The organism is Microbulbifer maximicatervae (SeqCode) (assembly GCF_052467325.1).
Genome location: NZ_CP174310.1, coordinates 3,552,482 through 3,567,500, shown reverse-complemented (window position 1 = coordinate 3,567,500; position 15,019 = coordinate 3,552,482). Strand labels below are relative to the sequence as shown.

Annotated in this window: 12 protein-coding genes and 2 rRNA genes (1 of these 14 only partly in view); 11 read left to right on the top strand and 3 right to left on the bottom strand. The window is 47.3% G+C overall.

The annotated features are described in order from the left end of the window. From ACJJIE_RS15890 to ACJJIE_RS15880, 3 genes are all read left to right on the top strand, one after another. Positions 1 to 1,076: ribosomal RNA gene (locus tag ACJJIE_RS15890) — 23S ribosomal RNA — on the top strand (it extends 1,806 nt beyond the left edge of the window). A gap of 207 nt (positions 1,077 to 1,283) precedes the next feature. After that, a 5S ribosomal RNA gene (gene rrf, locus ACJJIE_RS15885) occupies positions 1,284 to 1,399 on the top strand. A gap of 809 nt (positions 1,400 to 2,208) precedes the next feature. After that, positions 2,209 to 3,201, top strand: a complete 993-nt coding sequence (locus tag ACJJIE_RS15880; protein WP_444892301.1) for a YncE family protein — start codon at positions 2,209 to 2,211, stop codon at positions 3,199 to 3,201. A 32-nt stretch (positions 3,202 to 3,233) separates the two neighbouring features. Here ACJJIE_RS15880 and ACJJIE_RS15875 read toward each other — a convergent pair whose 3' ends face one another. Further along, positions 3,234 to 3,764 (bottom strand): GNAT family N-acetyltransferase, encoded by a 531-nt coding sequence (locus ACJJIE_RS15875; protein ID WP_444892300.1) that lies wholly within the window; start codon positions 3,762 to 3,764, stop codon positions 3,234 to 3,236. 109 nt (positions 3,765 to 3,873) lie between these two features. Then, positions 3,874 to 4,311, bottom strand: a complete 438-nt coding sequence (gene dtd / locus ACJJIE_RS15870) for a D-aminoacyl-tRNA deacylase (RefSeq protein ID WP_413663730.1) — start codon at positions 4,309 to 4,311, stop codon at positions 3,874 to 3,876. A gap of 87 nt (positions 4,312 to 4,398) precedes the next feature. Between dtd and ACJJIE_RS15865 the strand changes: the two genes are divergently transcribed. The 5 genes from ACJJIE_RS15865 to ACJJIE_RS15845 all read left to right on the top strand — a co-directional run bounded on the left by ACJJIE_RS15865 (position 4,399) and on the right by ACJJIE_RS15845 (position 11,361). Continuing rightward, complete coding sequence (locus tag ACJJIE_RS15865; RefSeq protein ID WP_444892299.1) at positions 4,399 to 6,507, top strand: prolyl oligopeptidase family serine peptidase; 2,109 nt, start codon at positions 4,399 to 4,401, stop codon at positions 6,505 to 6,507. 229 nt (positions 6,508 to 6,736) lie between these two features. Next, positions 6,737 to 7,726, top strand: coding sequence for an SDR family oxidoreductase (locus ACJJIE_RS15860; protein WP_282930799.1), 990 nt, complete (start codon positions 6,737 to 6,739; stop codon positions 7,724 to 7,726). Positions 7,727 to 7,833: 107 nt separating this feature from the next. Then, complete coding sequence (locus ACJJIE_RS15855) at positions 7,834 to 8,427, top strand: DNA-3-methyladenine glycosylase I (RefSeq protein WP_444892298.1); 594 nt, start codon at positions 7,834 to 7,836, stop codon at positions 8,425 to 8,427. A gap of 31 nt (positions 8,428 to 8,458) precedes the next feature. After that, the gene (locus ACJJIE_RS15850; RefSeq protein ID WP_444892297.1) at positions 8,459 to 9,280 is read left to right on the top strand and encodes a mechanosensitive ion channel family protein; all 822 of its coding nucleotides are present in this window, start codon (positions 8,459 to 8,461) and stop codon (positions 9,278 to 9,280) included. A gap of 188 nt (positions 9,281 to 9,468) precedes the next feature. Further along, positions 9,469 to 11,361 (top strand): DUF885 domain-containing protein, encoded by a 1,893-nt coding sequence (locus tag ACJJIE_RS15845; RefSeq protein WP_444892296.1) that lies wholly within the window; start codon positions 9,469 to 9,471, stop codon positions 11,359 to 11,361. Positions 11,362 to 11,501: 140 nt separating this feature from the next. Here ACJJIE_RS15845 and ACJJIE_RS15840 read toward each other — a convergent pair whose 3' ends face one another. Then, entirely contained in the window at positions 11,502 to 12,719 is a 1,218-nt protein-coding gene (locus ACJJIE_RS15840; protein WP_444892295.1) for a patatin-like phospholipase family protein, read from the bottom strand. A 218-nt stretch (positions 12,720 to 12,937) separates the two neighbouring features. Here ACJJIE_RS15840 and ACJJIE_RS15835 point away from each other — a divergent pair, with 218 nt between their 5' ends. Genes ACJJIE_RS15835 through ACJJIE_RS15825 form a run of 3 tightly spaced genes read left to right on the top strand, consistent with a single transcriptional unit; the run spans position 12,938 to position 15,017 of the window. Then, the gene (locus ACJJIE_RS15835) at positions 12,938 to 13,717 is read left to right on the top strand and encodes a hypothetical protein (protein ID WP_282930804.1); all 780 of its coding nucleotides are present in this window, start codon (positions 12,938 to 12,940) and stop codon (positions 13,715 to 13,717) included. Between the two features lie 35 nt (positions 13,718 to 13,752). Continuing rightward, complete coding sequence (locus ACJJIE_RS15830; RefSeq protein ID WP_282930805.1) at positions 13,753 to 14,235, top strand: GNAT family N-acetyltransferase; 483 nt, start codon at positions 13,753 to 13,755, stop codon at positions 14,233 to 14,235. A gap of 11 nt (positions 14,236 to 14,246) precedes the next feature. Beyond that, positions 14,247 to 15,017 (top strand): VIT1/CCC1 transporter family protein, encoded by a 771-nt coding sequence (locus ACJJIE_RS15825; RefSeq protein ID WP_282930806.1) that lies wholly within the window; start codon positions 14,247 to 14,249, stop codon positions 15,015 to 15,017. The last annotated feature ends 2 nt before the right edge of the window (positions 15,018 to 15,019 follow it).

The following is a 15,019-nucleotide window of genomic DNA, read 5'->3' as shown; positions in this document are numbered from 1 at the left end:
ACGCCTGCCCGGTGCCGGAAGGTTAATTGATGGGGTTAGCTTCGGCGAAGCTCTTGATCGAAGCCCCGGTAAACGGCGGCCGTAACTATAACGGTCCTAAGGTAGCGAAATTCCTTGTCGGGTAAGTTCCGACCTGCACGAATGGCGTAACGATGGCCACGCTGTCTCCACCAGAGACTCAGTGAAATTGAAATCGCTGTTAAGATGCAGTGTACCCGCGGCTAGACGGAAAGACCCCGTGAACCTTTACTACAGCTTTGCACTGAACTTTGAGCCTATTTGTGTAGGATAGGTGGGAGGCTTTGAAGCAATGACGCTAGTTGTTGTGGAGCCGTCCTTGAAATACCACCCTGGTATGTTTGAGGTTCTAACTCTGGTCCGTTATCCGGATCGAGGACAGTGTATGGTGGGTAGTTTGACTGGGGCGGTCTCCTCCCAAAGAGTAACGGAGGAGTACGAAGGTGCACTCAGCATGGTCGGAAATCATGCAATGAGCATAATGGTATAAGTGCGCTTGACTGCGAGACAGACATGTCGAGCAGGTACGAAAGTAGGTCATAGTGATCCGGTGGTTCTGTATGGAAGGGCCATCGCTCAACGGATAAAAGGTACTCCGGGGATAACAGGCTGATACCGCCCAAGAGTTCACATCGACGGCGGTGTTTGGCACCTCGATGTCGGCTCATCACATCCTGGGGCTGAAGCCGGTCCCAAGGGTATGGCTGTTCGCCATTTAAAGTGGTACGCGAGCTGGGTTTAGAACGTCGTGAGACAGTTCGGTCCCTATCTGCCGTGGGCGTTGGAGATTTGAGAAGAGTTGCTCCTAGTACGAGAGGACCGGAGTGAACGAACCTCTGGTGTTCCGGTTGTCACGCCAGTGGCATTGCCGGGTAGCTATGTTCGGACGGGATAACCGCTGAAAGCATCTAAGCGGGAAGCCTCCTTCAAGATAAGATCTCCCTGAGGCCTTGAGCCTCCTGAAGGGCCGTGGAAGACTACCACGTTGATAGGCTGGGTGTGGAAGCGTTGTGAGGCGTTGAGCTAACCAGTACTAATTGCCCGTGCGGCTTGACCATACAACAGAGATGGTTACTAACGACTAGCTAAGCTAGCGGATTGTGGAATGAAAGACACACAATGATCGCTTGCGGTGTATTACTACAGATTATTTTACCGACTTATTTGGGGTTATCGCCGGTCAATAATATGACCGAGGCAAACAGCGATAACGCGGCAGGCCAAGCACTTTGCTTATAAGACCAACGCCAACCCAAGCCAGTTTGCCTGACGACAATAGAGTTGTGGAACCACCTGATCCCTTGCCGAACTCAGAAGTGAAACGCAACATCGCCGATGGTAGTGTGGGGCTTCCCCATGTGAGAGTAGGTCATCGTCAGGCTTCTAATCCGAAAAGGGCCACCCAACAGGGTGGCCCTTTTTTTTTATGGCTGAAAAAATATTTTAAAAAAACAAAAATAAAAAAACTAAGAAAGGGAAGAGAGAGCAGAAAGTACTTGGCAAAAATTAAATAGAAAAAATAAAAGTAATTCTGAAAAACTTTAATGCTCAACTTTCTATTTAAAAAATCAGTCAGTAATTAAAAAAAAGAAAAACCTAAAACTACCTGAGCACCTTAAACAGACGCTCTCCTAAAAAGCCTATAAAAATAGGTCTTTACCGACCTCCGTAGCAAACGCCTTTGCGTTCACTCAAAAAATAATCCAACAAAAATAACTCGCGTAAAAACCAGAAAAGTACCCATGCCACTCCCGCCAAAAATTAAATTTAGCCGGTAAAAATATCGGTGATTTTTTAGTCTCTGCAGTAACCCCCTGTAACCACGGGGCTTGTAGCCCGTTTATTAAAGTTATGCACAACTCTATCCAGACTTTCTGTTAGTAACGTTCTGATCCTACTTTTAGTGGATAACCTGACACTTTTTCCGTTGGTTTTTTAATCGAATTATTTCATTGCACGAAATTAAAGGCTTCCAGACCTCTATCCAAAAGTTATGCACAGTACTATCCAAGAATTCTGTTAGTAACATCCCTGTAATGAAGAAAACATCTAAAAAGTTCCATTTTTACGATCTATTATCCAGTGTTGCAGTGTATAACCAGGACTGACTTTTCAGTTCTAAAAAGCTCGCTGGGGTGTGCTGTTAAGGAAGCATTCTATTAGCGACAAATTCGTCCGGGAGGCTTGCTAATGAGAGTTCTACTTTTAATTTCCATGTCATTAGTACTTTTAGCTGCTGGATTGCTAAGGGCGCAGACGTTGGTAGTAGGAAATAAATATGAGGGCACGGTGAGTTTTATTGACCTGGCTTCCGGCCAAGAGGTTAAGAAACCGGAAACTGGAGGTTCGCCCCATGAATTAATAGTGTCGCCGGATAAATCTAAAGTTGTGGTAGTTTCTTACCTTGAAGATGGCTACGTGGGAGAAGAGCTGAATGTATTCGATATCGCGAGCGGTAAGCGCCTGAAAAGAATTGATATCAGTCCACACAAAGGCCCTCACGGTATCGCTTGGCTGGGCGATAGCAATAATGTGATTGTTACGACAGAAGAAACCAGCGACGTGATAAAGGTGGATGTGGCTGAAGGAAAAGTATTGGGCGTTGCCCGTACTGATCAGGTAGGTAGCCATATGCTTGCACTATCACCTGATCTGAAGACCGCCTACGTTACTAGCCGGGGGTCGGATACGTTCAGTGTAATTGATACAGAGACTATGGAGTTGAAATCTACAATACCGGCAGGGGACGGGCCGGAGGCGGTGTGGGTAAGCCCCGATAATAGCGAGCTATGGATAGGAAATAATCAGTCAGAAAATATCTTTATTTTTGATACTGAGACGTTAAAGCAAAAAGAAACGATAGATGTTGGTTTTCTGCCTATCCGAATTAGGTTTCACCCTGATGGCGAAGTGGTAGCTGTAGCAGACTTAAATGGTAATCGTATACTCGTGTATGACGCCAAGACCCGTAAACAGTTACATGAGATTGATATCGGCAGCGCAGGGGCCAGACAGCCAGCATCGCTATTTTTCTCTCCGGACGGAAAGTTTTTATTTGCCGGTTCTCAGAGAGACGGAAAAGTTGTTGAAATAGATACCGCAACTTGGAAAGTTAAGCGTATATTTAATGCGGGACAAGGGTCAGATGGTATTGAGTGGAGCCCAGTAAATATTCAGAAATAAATATTCCTAAACTCCACAATTAAAATAATGAATCAGGTAGGAACTGTGTAGATTTTTAAGTCCTGAAATATTCCATCAATTGAATAATAATTTGGAATAGTTTCACTATGCACTCCACCTACGCGTTCTGCTACGGCTATGCTGGCCCTGTTTTCAGATAAGCAGTGAATTTTCAACGTTTGAATATCGTGCAGATCTTTCAAGTAGCTAGATATTTTATTTATGATTCGAGTCACGATTCCATTGCCATGGCAGCTTTTACATAACCAATACCCTATTTCTGCATTTTGTTTTTTAAGGTCAATTTCCTTGATACCAAAGATCCCGACTACCTTGTCTGAATAGTGGATCTTGTACCAGGATGCTCCGAAACTATTGCTAAATACTCTGTCGGCAATATATTTTTCTGTGGTTGGGAGGTCGACAACAAGCTTTGCCCAATAGAGATATTTCTCTAGTAGTGGTCTGTTATTTTCAATTAAGGTGAAGATGATTTGTGTGTCACTATCCAAAAGTGGATCGAGTTTGATATCTCTGTTTACTACTATAGGCTTCTTAGTCATCCTTTTGCCTCTCCATTTTTTAGCGATATTTTTTAGTCATTAGCAACCTAACCAACTGGTAGAGTTTTCCTGATTAGGTGAAACAACAGAAAGAGCCTGTGGAATGTCTCTAGGTTTCCAGCATAAAAGTTACCGGGCCGTCATTGACTAGTGAAACCTGCATATCCGCTGCAAATATTCCAGTGGCCACTGGCGTAAATTGGGCTTTGGAACTTTTAACGAAATAGTTGTAGAGCTCCTCCGCGTATTCTGGTGATGCGCCGCGACTAAAGCTCGGGCGTAAACCTCTATCAGTTTCGGCAACTAGTGTGAACTGACTGACAATCAGGAGGCCACCTCCGGCCTTCTGGAGGTTGAGATTCATACGCCCTTTATCATCGGGAAAAATACGGTAATTCAGGACTTTGTGCAGCAGCTTATCTGCACTATCGGTAGTGTCCTGGGCTTCGATACCTAGCAGCAGGAGGATACCTTTATCTATGGCCCCAACGGCCTCTCCCGCTACATTAACCTGGGCATGGCTTACCCTTTGGATCAATCCTTTCATCTCACTTCTCTCTGCTGCTCTGGAACCGATCGTCTAAATCGCCTAGATTAGCGGACTGTTCCCAGTAGAGAAACCGAGAATAACGGTATGAAGAGACAGCTAGTGGCACTGGTTGCCGGTGCACTTGCTGCGGTGAGTGTTCACGCAGCTGATAGCTATCCGGATAGTAAGCCGGGTGCTCAAATTGATGAATATTTTGGTCAAAAGGTGGCTGACCCCTATCGTTGGATGGAAAAAATGTCCAGTGATGAGGTAAAGAGTTGGGTGGCCAAACAGAATGACCATTCATTACCGCGTTTGAAGGAGCTGCCCGGGTGGCAGAAAATCAATGACCGGCTTGCAGAACTATGGCGCTACGAGCGCTACGGTGTTCCGTACAAGAAGGGCGATAGCTATTACTACAGCTACAACACCGGTGATTGGGATCAGAGTGTTTTCTATAAGGCCTCTAGCCTGTCTGCTGAAGGCGATACGGTTTTAGATCCACGCACCCTAAGTGAAGATGGCACTATTGCTGCCAAGCGCCTCAAAGTCAGTCCAAAGGGCCGCTATCTGGCTTACGGTATCTCGGATGGTGGCACTGACTGGACCGACTATCGTATTCGCGACCTAAAGACAGGCAAGGATCTGAAGGAACAACTGACCGGTATCAAGTTTAGTGATGCCAGTTGGGCGCCGGATGAGTCCGGTTTTTACTATAGCCGGTACCCGTTTAACAGAGATGGCACGGCGGATGATAGCAAACAGGTAGCCGTATATTTTCACCGACTGGGAGATGCCCAGGAGAGTGATCAACTGGTCTATGAAATTACTGATCATCTCACCCGTAATCCAGGCGCGACGGTGAGTGACGATGGCAACTATCTCCTGTTTGGCATCTTCGACGGCTATGACTCGAACGGCTTTTACTATCGCGATTTACGCGATGAAAGCGGCAAGGTAGTTAAGCTTCTGGATGACTGGGATGGCCTATACCAGTATCTCGGAAATAAGGGGAGCACCTTTTACTTTGAGACCAGTGCAGGGGCGCCGCTGGGCCGTGTAATCGCTATTGATCTGAATAAGCCGCAACGCAAACACTGGCGCGATCTGGTGCCGGAGACGACTAGTGCCCTGCAGAGTGCCAGTTATATCGGTGATCGCTTTGTGCTTCACTACCTGGAGGATGCGAAATCGCGAGTGCTGGTGACCGATACTAACGGTAAGAAACAGTACGAGCTGAAGCTGCCAGGGGTGGGCTCAGTGAAGGGGTTTTATGGTGAGCCGAATGAAGTTGAGACCTTCTACGCTTTCTCTAATTTTATTACCCCGCCGAGTATCTACCACCTGAATGTACAGACTGGTGAAACCAAACTGTTCAAGCAGCCAAAATATGCAGCAGACTTTTCCGATCTGACGGTGAGTCAGCATTTCTATAAGAGTAAGGACGGTACCCGGGTACCTCTATTCCTCGTGCATAAGAAGGGAATGAAGCGAGATGGCTCCAACCCCACGCTGCTTTATGGATATGGTGGTTTTAACTCCGCTCAGTTACCGCGATTCTACAACCGCTTTGTCGGTTGGTTGGATATGGGCGGCACCCTGGCACTGGCCAACTTGCGCGGTGGTAGCGAGTACGGCAATGCTTGGCACCAGGCGGGTACCAAGACGCAAAAGCAAAATGTCTTCGATGATTTTATCGCTGCAGCTGAGTGGCTGATCGAGGAGAAAGTCACTTCTCCTGAAAAGCTTGCTATTAGTGGTCGCTCCAATGGTGGACTCTTGGCAGGGGCAACGCTGGTACAACGACCGGATTTGTTTGCGGCGGCATTACCGGTAGTCGGTGTCCTGGATATGCTGCGATATCATACCGCTTCCGCTAATGCCCGGCAGTGGTCGAGCGATTATGGGCTTAGTGAAAATCGCGATGAGTTCAAAGCGCTGCATGCCTATTCTCCGGTCCACAACACCCGTGAGGGCACCTGCTATCCGGCCACGCTGATCACCACTGCCGATCGCGATGATCGAGTGGTTCCCTGGCACAGCTACAAATTTGCGGCAGCCCTACAAAAAGATCAGGGCTGTGACAAACCAGTCTGGCTTGCCGTAGAGACTCGGGCTGGGCACGGTGCAGGCAAGCCGGTATGGATGCAGGTGGAAGACTTCGCCAATCAGTGGAGCTTCCTTGCCTACCAGCTGGGCATGAAAATCGAGTAGCCTTTCCAGCTAACCCAACAAAAGTAATAGCGGGAATAATCAATAAAACTCCCGGTAGGACGATTGCAAAGGGGTTTAGTTTTGCGGCGGTGTCACTAATGAAGTTAGTGTGCCGCCCACTCTGTCGGAGTGGTGGTATCACCAACCGGTCTGCCCTTCCGGAAGGAGGTGGCTTCGATAGAGCTAATCACTGGGTATGAATAATGATAACAACTCATCCGGTGGATTTATGAAACACGCATTTGTAACCGGGGGAACCGGTTTTCTCGGCGCTAATTTGGTAGAGCAATTGGTTGGTGATGGATGGAAAGTTACCGCCATGCATCGGCGCACCTCCAATACCGATATGTTGCGCTCTCTGGGCGTCAACCTGGTTGAGGCCTCTCTGAATGACCCTCAGTCCCTTCAAGCTGCAATCCCAGATAATGTCGATGCGCTTTTCCATATGGCGGCTAATACCAGTATGTGGCGCGGCGGTAATGCCCAGCAATGGAAAGATAATGTTGAGGGGGCGGCGAATATTGCCAAAGTTGCCAGGGAGAAAAATGTAGGGCGTATGGTGGTGACCAGCTCAATTTCTGCTTATGGCTACCATAAGGAAAGAATTACTGAAGAAAGTGATAAGCTGGCAGATGACCCTCATCATCACTATCTGTACACGAAAAAAAGAGAGGAAATTGCAGTTCGCAAGGAAATTGAGCGGGGCCTGGATGCGGTATTTCTTAACCCTTGCGCAATTGTGGGTAAATACGATACCACCAGCTGGGCGCAGACCTTTTTTCTGATTGAGAAAAATCAATTACCAGGTGTTCCACCGGGCTGGGGTTCTTTTTGCCATGCCGGTGCAGTAGCGCGAGCCCATATCGATGCGGTTGAAAAGGGGCGGTGCGGCGAAAATTATATCTTGGCCGGAACGGATGCCAGTTTTTTAGAATTCTTTGGAAAGATCGCTGAGTTATTGCATAAACCTGTACCAAAACGCACCACACCGGCATTCCTAATTCAATCTATCGCCTGGTGTTCCGACCTCTGGTCTCGTGTGAGTGGGCAAGAGCCGGTTATTACTCCTGAAAAGGCCACGTTGGTAACGAGGAGAGTCGTTGCTAGTAGTGCGAAAGCTGAACGTGAACTCGGATATCAATCGGGTGTGGCTTTGGATATTATGTTGTGCGAATGTCGCGATTGGTTAGTACAGAACAATTTATTGGAGTCGAAGTGAACCGTAATAATATTATTTTTGGGTTGGTTGCTTTACTTTTGGTTTTACAAATTATTCAGCACTACTTTTTTTCCGGCGCAAACTAGTCATTAATTTGAGAGATAAATATGGCAGAAAAGCGTTGTGATTGGTGCCTGTCTACACCGCTTTATCAAAGTTACCACGATGAAGAGTGGGGTAGGCCGGTTACCGATGATCAAACCCTGTTTGAGTTTTTGTTGTTGGAGGGGGCCCAGGCGGGCTTATCTTGGATTACAGTGCTCAATAAGCGGGAGAATTACCGTAAATTGTTTAATAATTTTGATGCTGAAAAAATTGCTCGGTATACCCCTAAAAAGGTAGAGAAACTACTTCTCAACCCGGGAATTATTCGCAACCGGCTCAAGGTTGAATCGGCCATCAAGAATGCACGGGCAACCCTCGAATTGCGCGATCGCGGTATATCCTTAAGGGATTTTCTCTGGCAGTTCACCGGTGGAAGAGTGATTGTTAATCGCCCCCGCTCCATGAAGCAGGTGCCGGCCACTACAGCAGAATCTGATGCGATGAGTAAGGCGTTAAAGAAAGCGGGTTTTAGTTTTGTGGGATCAACCATTATGTACGCGCATATGCAGGCAACTGGAATGGTCAATGATCACTTGGAAACTTGTCCGGCTCATCAGCGTTGTGTCGATGAGGCGCAGAATTTAGGTTTGGCTTGAATTTAAAATAGGGATTTATTTTCGGGGATCGATGAATATTAATAGCTTACTCAATGAGTATTGGCCCCAAGTAACTGCATTATCCCTAAAGTTGGCGGCCGCACTACTGATAGTTTTGGTGACGCTGTTTGTGGCCCATCTTGCTCGGCGAGCGGTTGATCGTATGCCGGACCGGTTTGATATTACCTTGCGCCCGGTACTGCGCAGTATTTCGAGCTGGGCGGTTTATATTGTTGGCGCACTGCTGGTATTGGATGTCTTTGGTATTAACACTACCAGCTTAATTGCTCTACTCGGCGCTACTGGTGTGGCAGTAGCCTTAGCGTTGAAAGATACCCTGCAAAATATTGCTTCGGGGTTCCTATTGCTGGGATTGCGGCCGTTCCGCGTTGGGGATGTGATTCAGTTCGGTACCATAATGGGCACTGTTCGCGAGGTAGGGCTATTTACTACGGAGCTGGATACCACGGATGGGCTGCGTATTACCGCACCCAACAGTGCTATCTGGGGGCAAGTGCTCACCAATTTCAGTCGCAATAAGACTCGCCGTATCGAGATTGTGGCGAGTATTGCCTATGGCGATGACATTGATCGCGGTCTAACAGTATTACGTCGCTTGGTAGAACAGGAACCCCGTATTCTCGCTGAGCCGGAGCCAAGTTTCGCTGTTAAGGCGCTTGCTGACAGCGCGGTCAATTTACAGTTGCGGGCCTGGGCTGCCAATGATCAGTACTGGGATGTTTATTGGTCCCTGATGCAAAAGCTTAAGCCTGCACTGGAGGCAGAAGGCTTGACGGTACCCTTTCCCCAGCGAGAGCTACATATCGTGGACCGGGTCACAAGCCGGCGTTAGTCCATTACCACAGGGTCACTTGTGGCAATATCCTGCTCCAGGTATTGGGCCCACCTAGTCCAAAATCTCCGATTTGCCTCAACTCAACGCAAACATATGGCGTTCTGGGGGGCATGAATCGACACCTCACCGAATTCGTGTCAAAGTTAGCGGCGTTTTTTTGTACAACTTTTGATCGAGATAGGAAGATGCCGATAAAGCTGAACAACCCACTGATCCCCAGCCTGCTGGCTGTCGCTATCCTTGCGGGCTGTCAGGGTGACAAGAGTACCCAGACTGTAGCCAACGCAGATAAGCCCCAAAATGCGGTTGCCGAGGCCTCAGTAACTGTAGATGCGGTTGCCGAAACCAAGCGCCTGACTGAGTGGCTGGATGAGCGTTATGAGGAACAGCTGCAGTTCAGCCCGATTCAGCTGTCCTACCTGGGCCGTAAAGACCACTACGACCAAATCGACGATATGAGTGAGGCCGCAGAGGCTCGCCGCTTGGTTTGGCAAGAGAAAAGTGTTGAAGAGCTCAAGAAGAATTTCGACTACAGCAAGCTGACTCAGGAAGGGAAAACCTCCTACGATATCTGGATTTATCAGTTTGAACAGGCCAAGGCCGCTGCGCCGTTTATCCGTCACGGCTACATCTTTGAGCAGATGGGAGGTGCACAATCGCAGTTGCCCAACTTCCTGCTGAACTTCCACAAGGTCGACAACGTTGAAGATATGCAGGCGTATATCACCCGTATCGGTGGTATCTCGCGCGCGATCAACCAGTTGCTTGACCGCGCCAAGCTGTCGTCCAAAGAAGGTATCCGACCCCCGCGCTTTGCCTATGAGGGTGCGATTGATCAGTCCAGTAAATTGATTGAAGGCGCGCCGTTTACCGATGGTGAAGACGCGCCTCTGTGGGCCGGTGCCAAAGGGAAAATCGCTGAGCTGCTCGAAGCCGGTACTATTGATCAGAAGCAGGCAGACAAGCTGACTGCGGAAGCGCGCAAGGCATTAGAGACTGAGTTCTTCCCCGCATATCAAGGGCTGGTTACCTGGCTCAAAGCGGATATGCAGAAGGCCTCAGCAGAGCCTCAAGGTGCTAGTAGCCTGCCCAATGGTATGGCCTACTACAATCAGCGCCTGGCCAACACCACAACTACGGACCTGACTGCCGACCAGATCCACAATATCGGCCTGGAAGAAGTGGCGCGTATCCGTGGTGAGATGGAAACTATCAAGAAGCAGGTTGGTTTCGAAGGTAGCCTGCAGGACTTCTTCAAGTTTATTCGCGAAGATGGTCAATTCTACTATCCGAATACCGATGAAGGTCGCCAGGGCTACCTGGATGACTCAACCGCGTTCCTGGACAACATTACCAAGAAATTGCCGGAATACTTTGGCCTTCTGCCGAAAGCTGAGTTGGTCGTAAAGCGGGTTGAGTCCTTCCGCGAGCAGGATGGCGGTGCCCAGCATTACTACCCCGGCACACCCGACGGTTCCCGCCCGGGTATTTACTATGCGCACCTGTCCGATATGAGTGCCTATTCCACGACTGATATGGAAACTGTGGCCTACCATGAAGGTAACCCCGGTCACCATATGCAGATCTCAATTGCTCAGGAATTGGAAGGTATCCCGCAGTTCCGCACTCAAGCTCACTTTACTGTCTATGTAGAGGGCTGGGCGCTGTACTCTGAGAAGCTTGCTAAAGAAATGGGGGCCTTCGAAGATCCCTATAACCTGTTTGGCCACCTGACGGCTGAAATGTGGCGAGCCATTCGCCTCGTTGTTGATACCGGCTTGCACGCCAAAGGCTGGAGTGAAGAGCAAGCGGTGGAGTATTTCCTGCAAAACTCCGCAATTCCCGAGACTGCAGTTCGTTCCGAAGTGCGTCGTTACCTGGCGTGGCCGGGCCAGGCGACCGCTTACAAGATCGGTATGCTGAAGATTCAGGAGCTGCGTAAGCAGGCTGAAGATCAGTTGGGTGATAAATTCGATATTCGCGGATTCCACGATACCGTACTGGGTGGCGGTGCTTTGCCAGTGCCTGTATTGGAGAGCCGCGTAGCCTCTTGGGTGGAAACAGTTAAACAGTCTTAAGTAATCCTGTTGATTCTATTAAATTAGCCGGGCATAGTCCGGCTAATTTTTTACCTTTACTCCTTGCGAAGAGCAGAAGATTTTAAAAATCTGATCATGCTACTTTGAGAGCGTAGTACGCAATAAAATCTATATTATATCTAGTCTAAATCATGTAGGTGTTTAATTATCTTTGCCAGGCTTTTCTCGTTGTCCTTAATGAGCTTGTTAGAGTAATTCTTAAGATGATGTAATAAGTCGTGGTCAAATATTCCTACAAAAGGTTTATTGATATCAACGTTTAGAAAATCGTATTCAATTCGTCCTTTCTCTGAAATGATTTTAGCAACTTCCAGCATATAAAGTTGATTTTTGTCCATTGATCTTTGAATATTAGCCATGGCATCACGGGCCCAGTGAATACGTCCCCATTTCCTTAAAGAGTGATATTTCATACTCGAGCTCAATAATCTTGGGTAACCTGAGCACAAGACCAGAACATAATATTTCTTATCGGGAAAGTCTTGAATAATATCCCTTAATATCAAGCTAGCTGGATTGTTTAGGGCGATTGCTGCATCAGCAAATACACTGCCAAAAATATTTTCTTGTGGCGCTGCGATATCTAAGTGGGATGACTGAAAGTTGGCATTCATTTCTTCAAATGCCACAGGGGGGAATGCGGTTTCTGCACTTGCTGCCGCTGTCATTAACTGATAAAGACTGTTTGTCGGTAAGTTGTATACATTTTCCCCTCTATTTTTAAATAGACATACTTCCCCGCTTTCAATATTGAGAGCGGGGATGATCACGTAATTATCTAGGTCGGTAAAATTTAATTCCTTTGTGTAGTACTTTTCCATGATTTCATGCAAACGTTTTCCAAAGTAAGAGGGTGAAAAAAGCCCCGCACCTGTTAATACTATGTGGTACCACGGAGACTTGAATAGGTAGCCAGTTACACTCTTATATATATTTATTAAATAGTCTAAATGGGATATTTTTTCACCAAAATGATTAGGTATAGCATTACCCGGTATATTAATTCCGGTTACAATAACTGCTCCAGTAGAAACACCTGTGAAAATATCAAATACCTCATTAATGGGCTTTTTAGAATGTTTCTCGATATGCTTTAGTACATATAAGGGGATGAGGCCGCGGACACCACCTCCAGTCACAATAAGAATTTTTATCGTTTCTTTGTTTTTTAGATAATCTAGATTTTTTGTTGATCGTCTTGAGGCCGGGTTCCTACTGAAGGTTACTGATTGAGGAAATTGGGTGTTGTATATATAAGAAATTAGGGCGTAAGCGCCAGATGCTGCGGCCAGGATTAAAACCACTTTTTTCGTTAGTTTGGTGGCCAGTTTTAGCATGCGTACGGCCCTGTTTACTAATGTGGCATGTATTTGGCTGGTAACTAATACCTATGCGTTATTGTAATGTGAGATGTAAAAATCACTTGCTTTAATTTTTGCCGGTGAAGGGAAGAGTAAACCTCTCTGAGGGATTAAAAAGAACTATAGAGTTGCATTTGCAAGGTTAAGAGAATTATAGTTATTTTCAGAATTATTTAAATTTAGTAGAAATATAAATGAAAAATATTATTTTTTACCTATGCCTCTTGATTGCGCAAATAGTCACAATGCCGATTTGCGCTAAAGCTCTCTCTGAGGGCACGCCCACCAATATTACTATCCGCGCCAAGGCCATGGATGCCAAGTTTATTGGCTCCTCCATCGGTGGTGCCATGGTTATTATTCGCGATGCAGATTCAGGGGAAATTCTTGCCAAGGGGCTAACCCAAGGGAGCACCGGTGATACCACCAAAATAATGAAAACGCCCCGAGAGAGATTCCAATCTATCGCCGATGGCGCTGCACATTTTACCGCTACACTGAATATCAGTGAGCCGGTGTTCCTGACGGTGGAAGTTCTTGCACCGTATATTAAAAAACAGGCTCGAGTGATGGCGCAGACACAGACTTGGCTGGTTCCGGGAAAGCCTATTTCTGATGATGGGCTGATTGTGGAAATTCCGGGGATGTTGGTAGATTTACTTAGCCCACAGACCCATCTCTATACAGGTTTGGACCAGAGTCCCTTTGAGATTCGCGCTAATGTGGTAATGATGTGCGGATGCTCTCTTACCGATGGTGGTCTTTGGGATGGCAGTAAGATTGAAGTTGTGGCATTGGTTAAAAGAGATGGCAAATCATTTGCTCAAGTGCCGCTGGAGATACAGGAGGCTATGAATACCTTTAGTGCGCCCTTTGCGACGGATTTACCAGGTGTTTATGAAATTGTGCTATATGCCTATGATCCCATGACTGGAAATACCGGTGTGGATCGGGGGAGCTTTATTGTGCGTTAGGCAAGTGCAGCAAGACATCTGAGATATGGATTTCTATGGATATTCGGCAGGCTATAGAGAGTGACCTTGAAGGCATGTGGAGCCTCTTTTTTGTTGTGAGAAACAGAGGGGATCTGCCTTTCTCGAATAAGATCAGTCGAGAAATATTTTCTGCTCAATGGCTTAATGACGACTTACAGACTTATGTTGCCGAAGAGTTACCTCACTTGCTGGGGGTGTATAAACTAGGAGTTAATTTTCCAGGTATTCATAGCCATGTCGCGACAGCTAACTTTCTGGTGCACACAAATGTGCGCGATCGCGATGTAGATCGTGCATTGATCCAGCATGCAATCGCCAGGGCCCAGGACGCCGGCTATTTGGAAATGCAGTTCAACTACGTTCCCAGTGACAATGAGACCGCAATTTCCCTTTATACCGAGCTGGGCTTCACTATTATCACGACGCTTAACAAAGCATTTACTGATCCTTTGGGAAGGTTGCGAGATGCTTATGTTATGCAGCGATTTTTACAGTAGCTCGCCGGATTATGGACCGGCAAAACTCCAAACGCGTACAAGAAAGCCGGGAAGCCCTGATTGAGGAGCATCGACCAGAGCGTATTGAGGCGCGCCTGCGGAGTCGTCCACAATCACAGTGGCTCTCTGATTTTGTTTTGGGGGCGATAGATGGCTGCGTTACTACCTTTGCTATTGTTGCAGGTGCTTTTGGTGCAGGTTTTTCTGAAGCGGTTGTGCTTGTGATGGGCTTTGCCAATCTTATTGCGGATGGCTTTAGCATGGCAGTAAGTAATTATGAGGCTGCCAGTGTGGAGCGCGAGCAACGGGCCGCGGCTATGCGTACAGAGCGTCAGCATATTGCTTTAATTCCCGAGGGAGAACGGGAAGAGATCAGGCAGATTTTCTATCGAAAGGGATTTCGAGGTGAAGTTCTGGATAACATTGTTGCTACTATCACCACGAACCAAAAGTTGTGGATAGAGACAATGCTGGCGGAAGAGTACGGTATAAGTAGTGCAGAGCATAAGCCTCTGGGGGCGGCACTGATAACCTTCGCCGCTTTTTTGTGTGTAGGTGCTATTCCCTTGTTGCCCTACCTATTCCACAGCCTTAACCCCGCTGAACAATTTTATGCAAGCGCCGTCCTATCGGTTTGCACATTTTTTGCGATTGGTTTGTGCAAAGGTCTGGTGTTTTCCCATCACTTGCTAATGGCGGGCCTAAAAACTCTGATATTTGGCAGTGGAGCAGCGGCCTTGGCTCTCGCCGTTGGTTATCTACTGCGCCACTTGGTGAGCTAACG

What these genes read in the sequence shown, in the direction of transcription:
- ACJJIE_RS15840 (WP_444892295.1), bottom strand. Translation starts at nt 12,719, where the DNA reads ATGCTAAAACTGGCCACCAAACTAACGAAAAAAGTGGTTTTAATCCTG.
- ACJJIE_RS15880 (WP_444892301.1), top strand. Translation starts at nt 2,209, where the DNA reads ATGAGAGTTCTACTTTTAATTTCCATGTCATTAGTACTTTTAGCTGCT.
- ACJJIE_RS15845 (WP_444892296.1), top strand. Translation starts at nt 9,469, where the DNA reads ATGCCGATAAAGCTGAACAACCCACTGATCCCCAGCCTGCTGGCTGTC.
- ACJJIE_RS15865 (WP_444892299.1), top strand. Translation starts at nt 4,399, where the DNA reads ATGAAGAGACAGCTAGTGGCACTGGTTGCCGGTGCACTTGCTGCGGTG.
- dtd (WP_413663730.1), bottom strand. Translation starts at nt 4,311, where the DNA reads ATGAAAGGATTGATCCAAAGGGTAAGCCATGCCCAGGTTAATGTAGCG.
- ACJJIE_RS15835 (WP_282930804.1), top strand. Translation starts at nt 12,938, where the DNA reads ATGAAAAATATTATTTTTTACCTATGCCTCTTGATTGCGCAAATAGTC.
- ACJJIE_RS15875 (WP_444892300.1), bottom strand. Translation starts at nt 3,764, where the DNA reads ATGACTAAGAAGCCTATAGTAGTAAACAGAGATATCAAACTCGATCCA.
- ACJJIE_RS15855 (WP_444892298.1), top strand. Translation starts at nt 7,834, where the DNA reads ATGGCAGAAAAGCGTTGTGATTGGTGCCTGTCTACACCGCTTTATCAA.
- ACJJIE_RS15830 (WP_282930805.1), top strand. Translation starts at nt 13,753, where the DNA reads ATGGATATTCGGCAGGCTATAGAGAGTGACCTTGAAGGCATGTGGAGC.
- ACJJIE_RS15825 (WP_282930806.1), top strand. Translation starts at nt 14,247, where the DNA reads ATGGACCGGCAAAACTCCAAACGCGTACAAGAAAGCCGGGAAGCCCTG.
- ACJJIE_RS15860 (WP_282930799.1), top strand. Translation starts at nt 6,737, where the DNA reads ATGAAACACGCATTTGTAACCGGGGGAACCGGTTTTCTCGGCGCTAAT.
- ACJJIE_RS15850 (WP_444892297.1), top strand. Translation starts at nt 8,459, where the DNA reads ATGAATATTAATAGCTTACTCAATGAGTATTGGCCCCAAGTAACTGCA.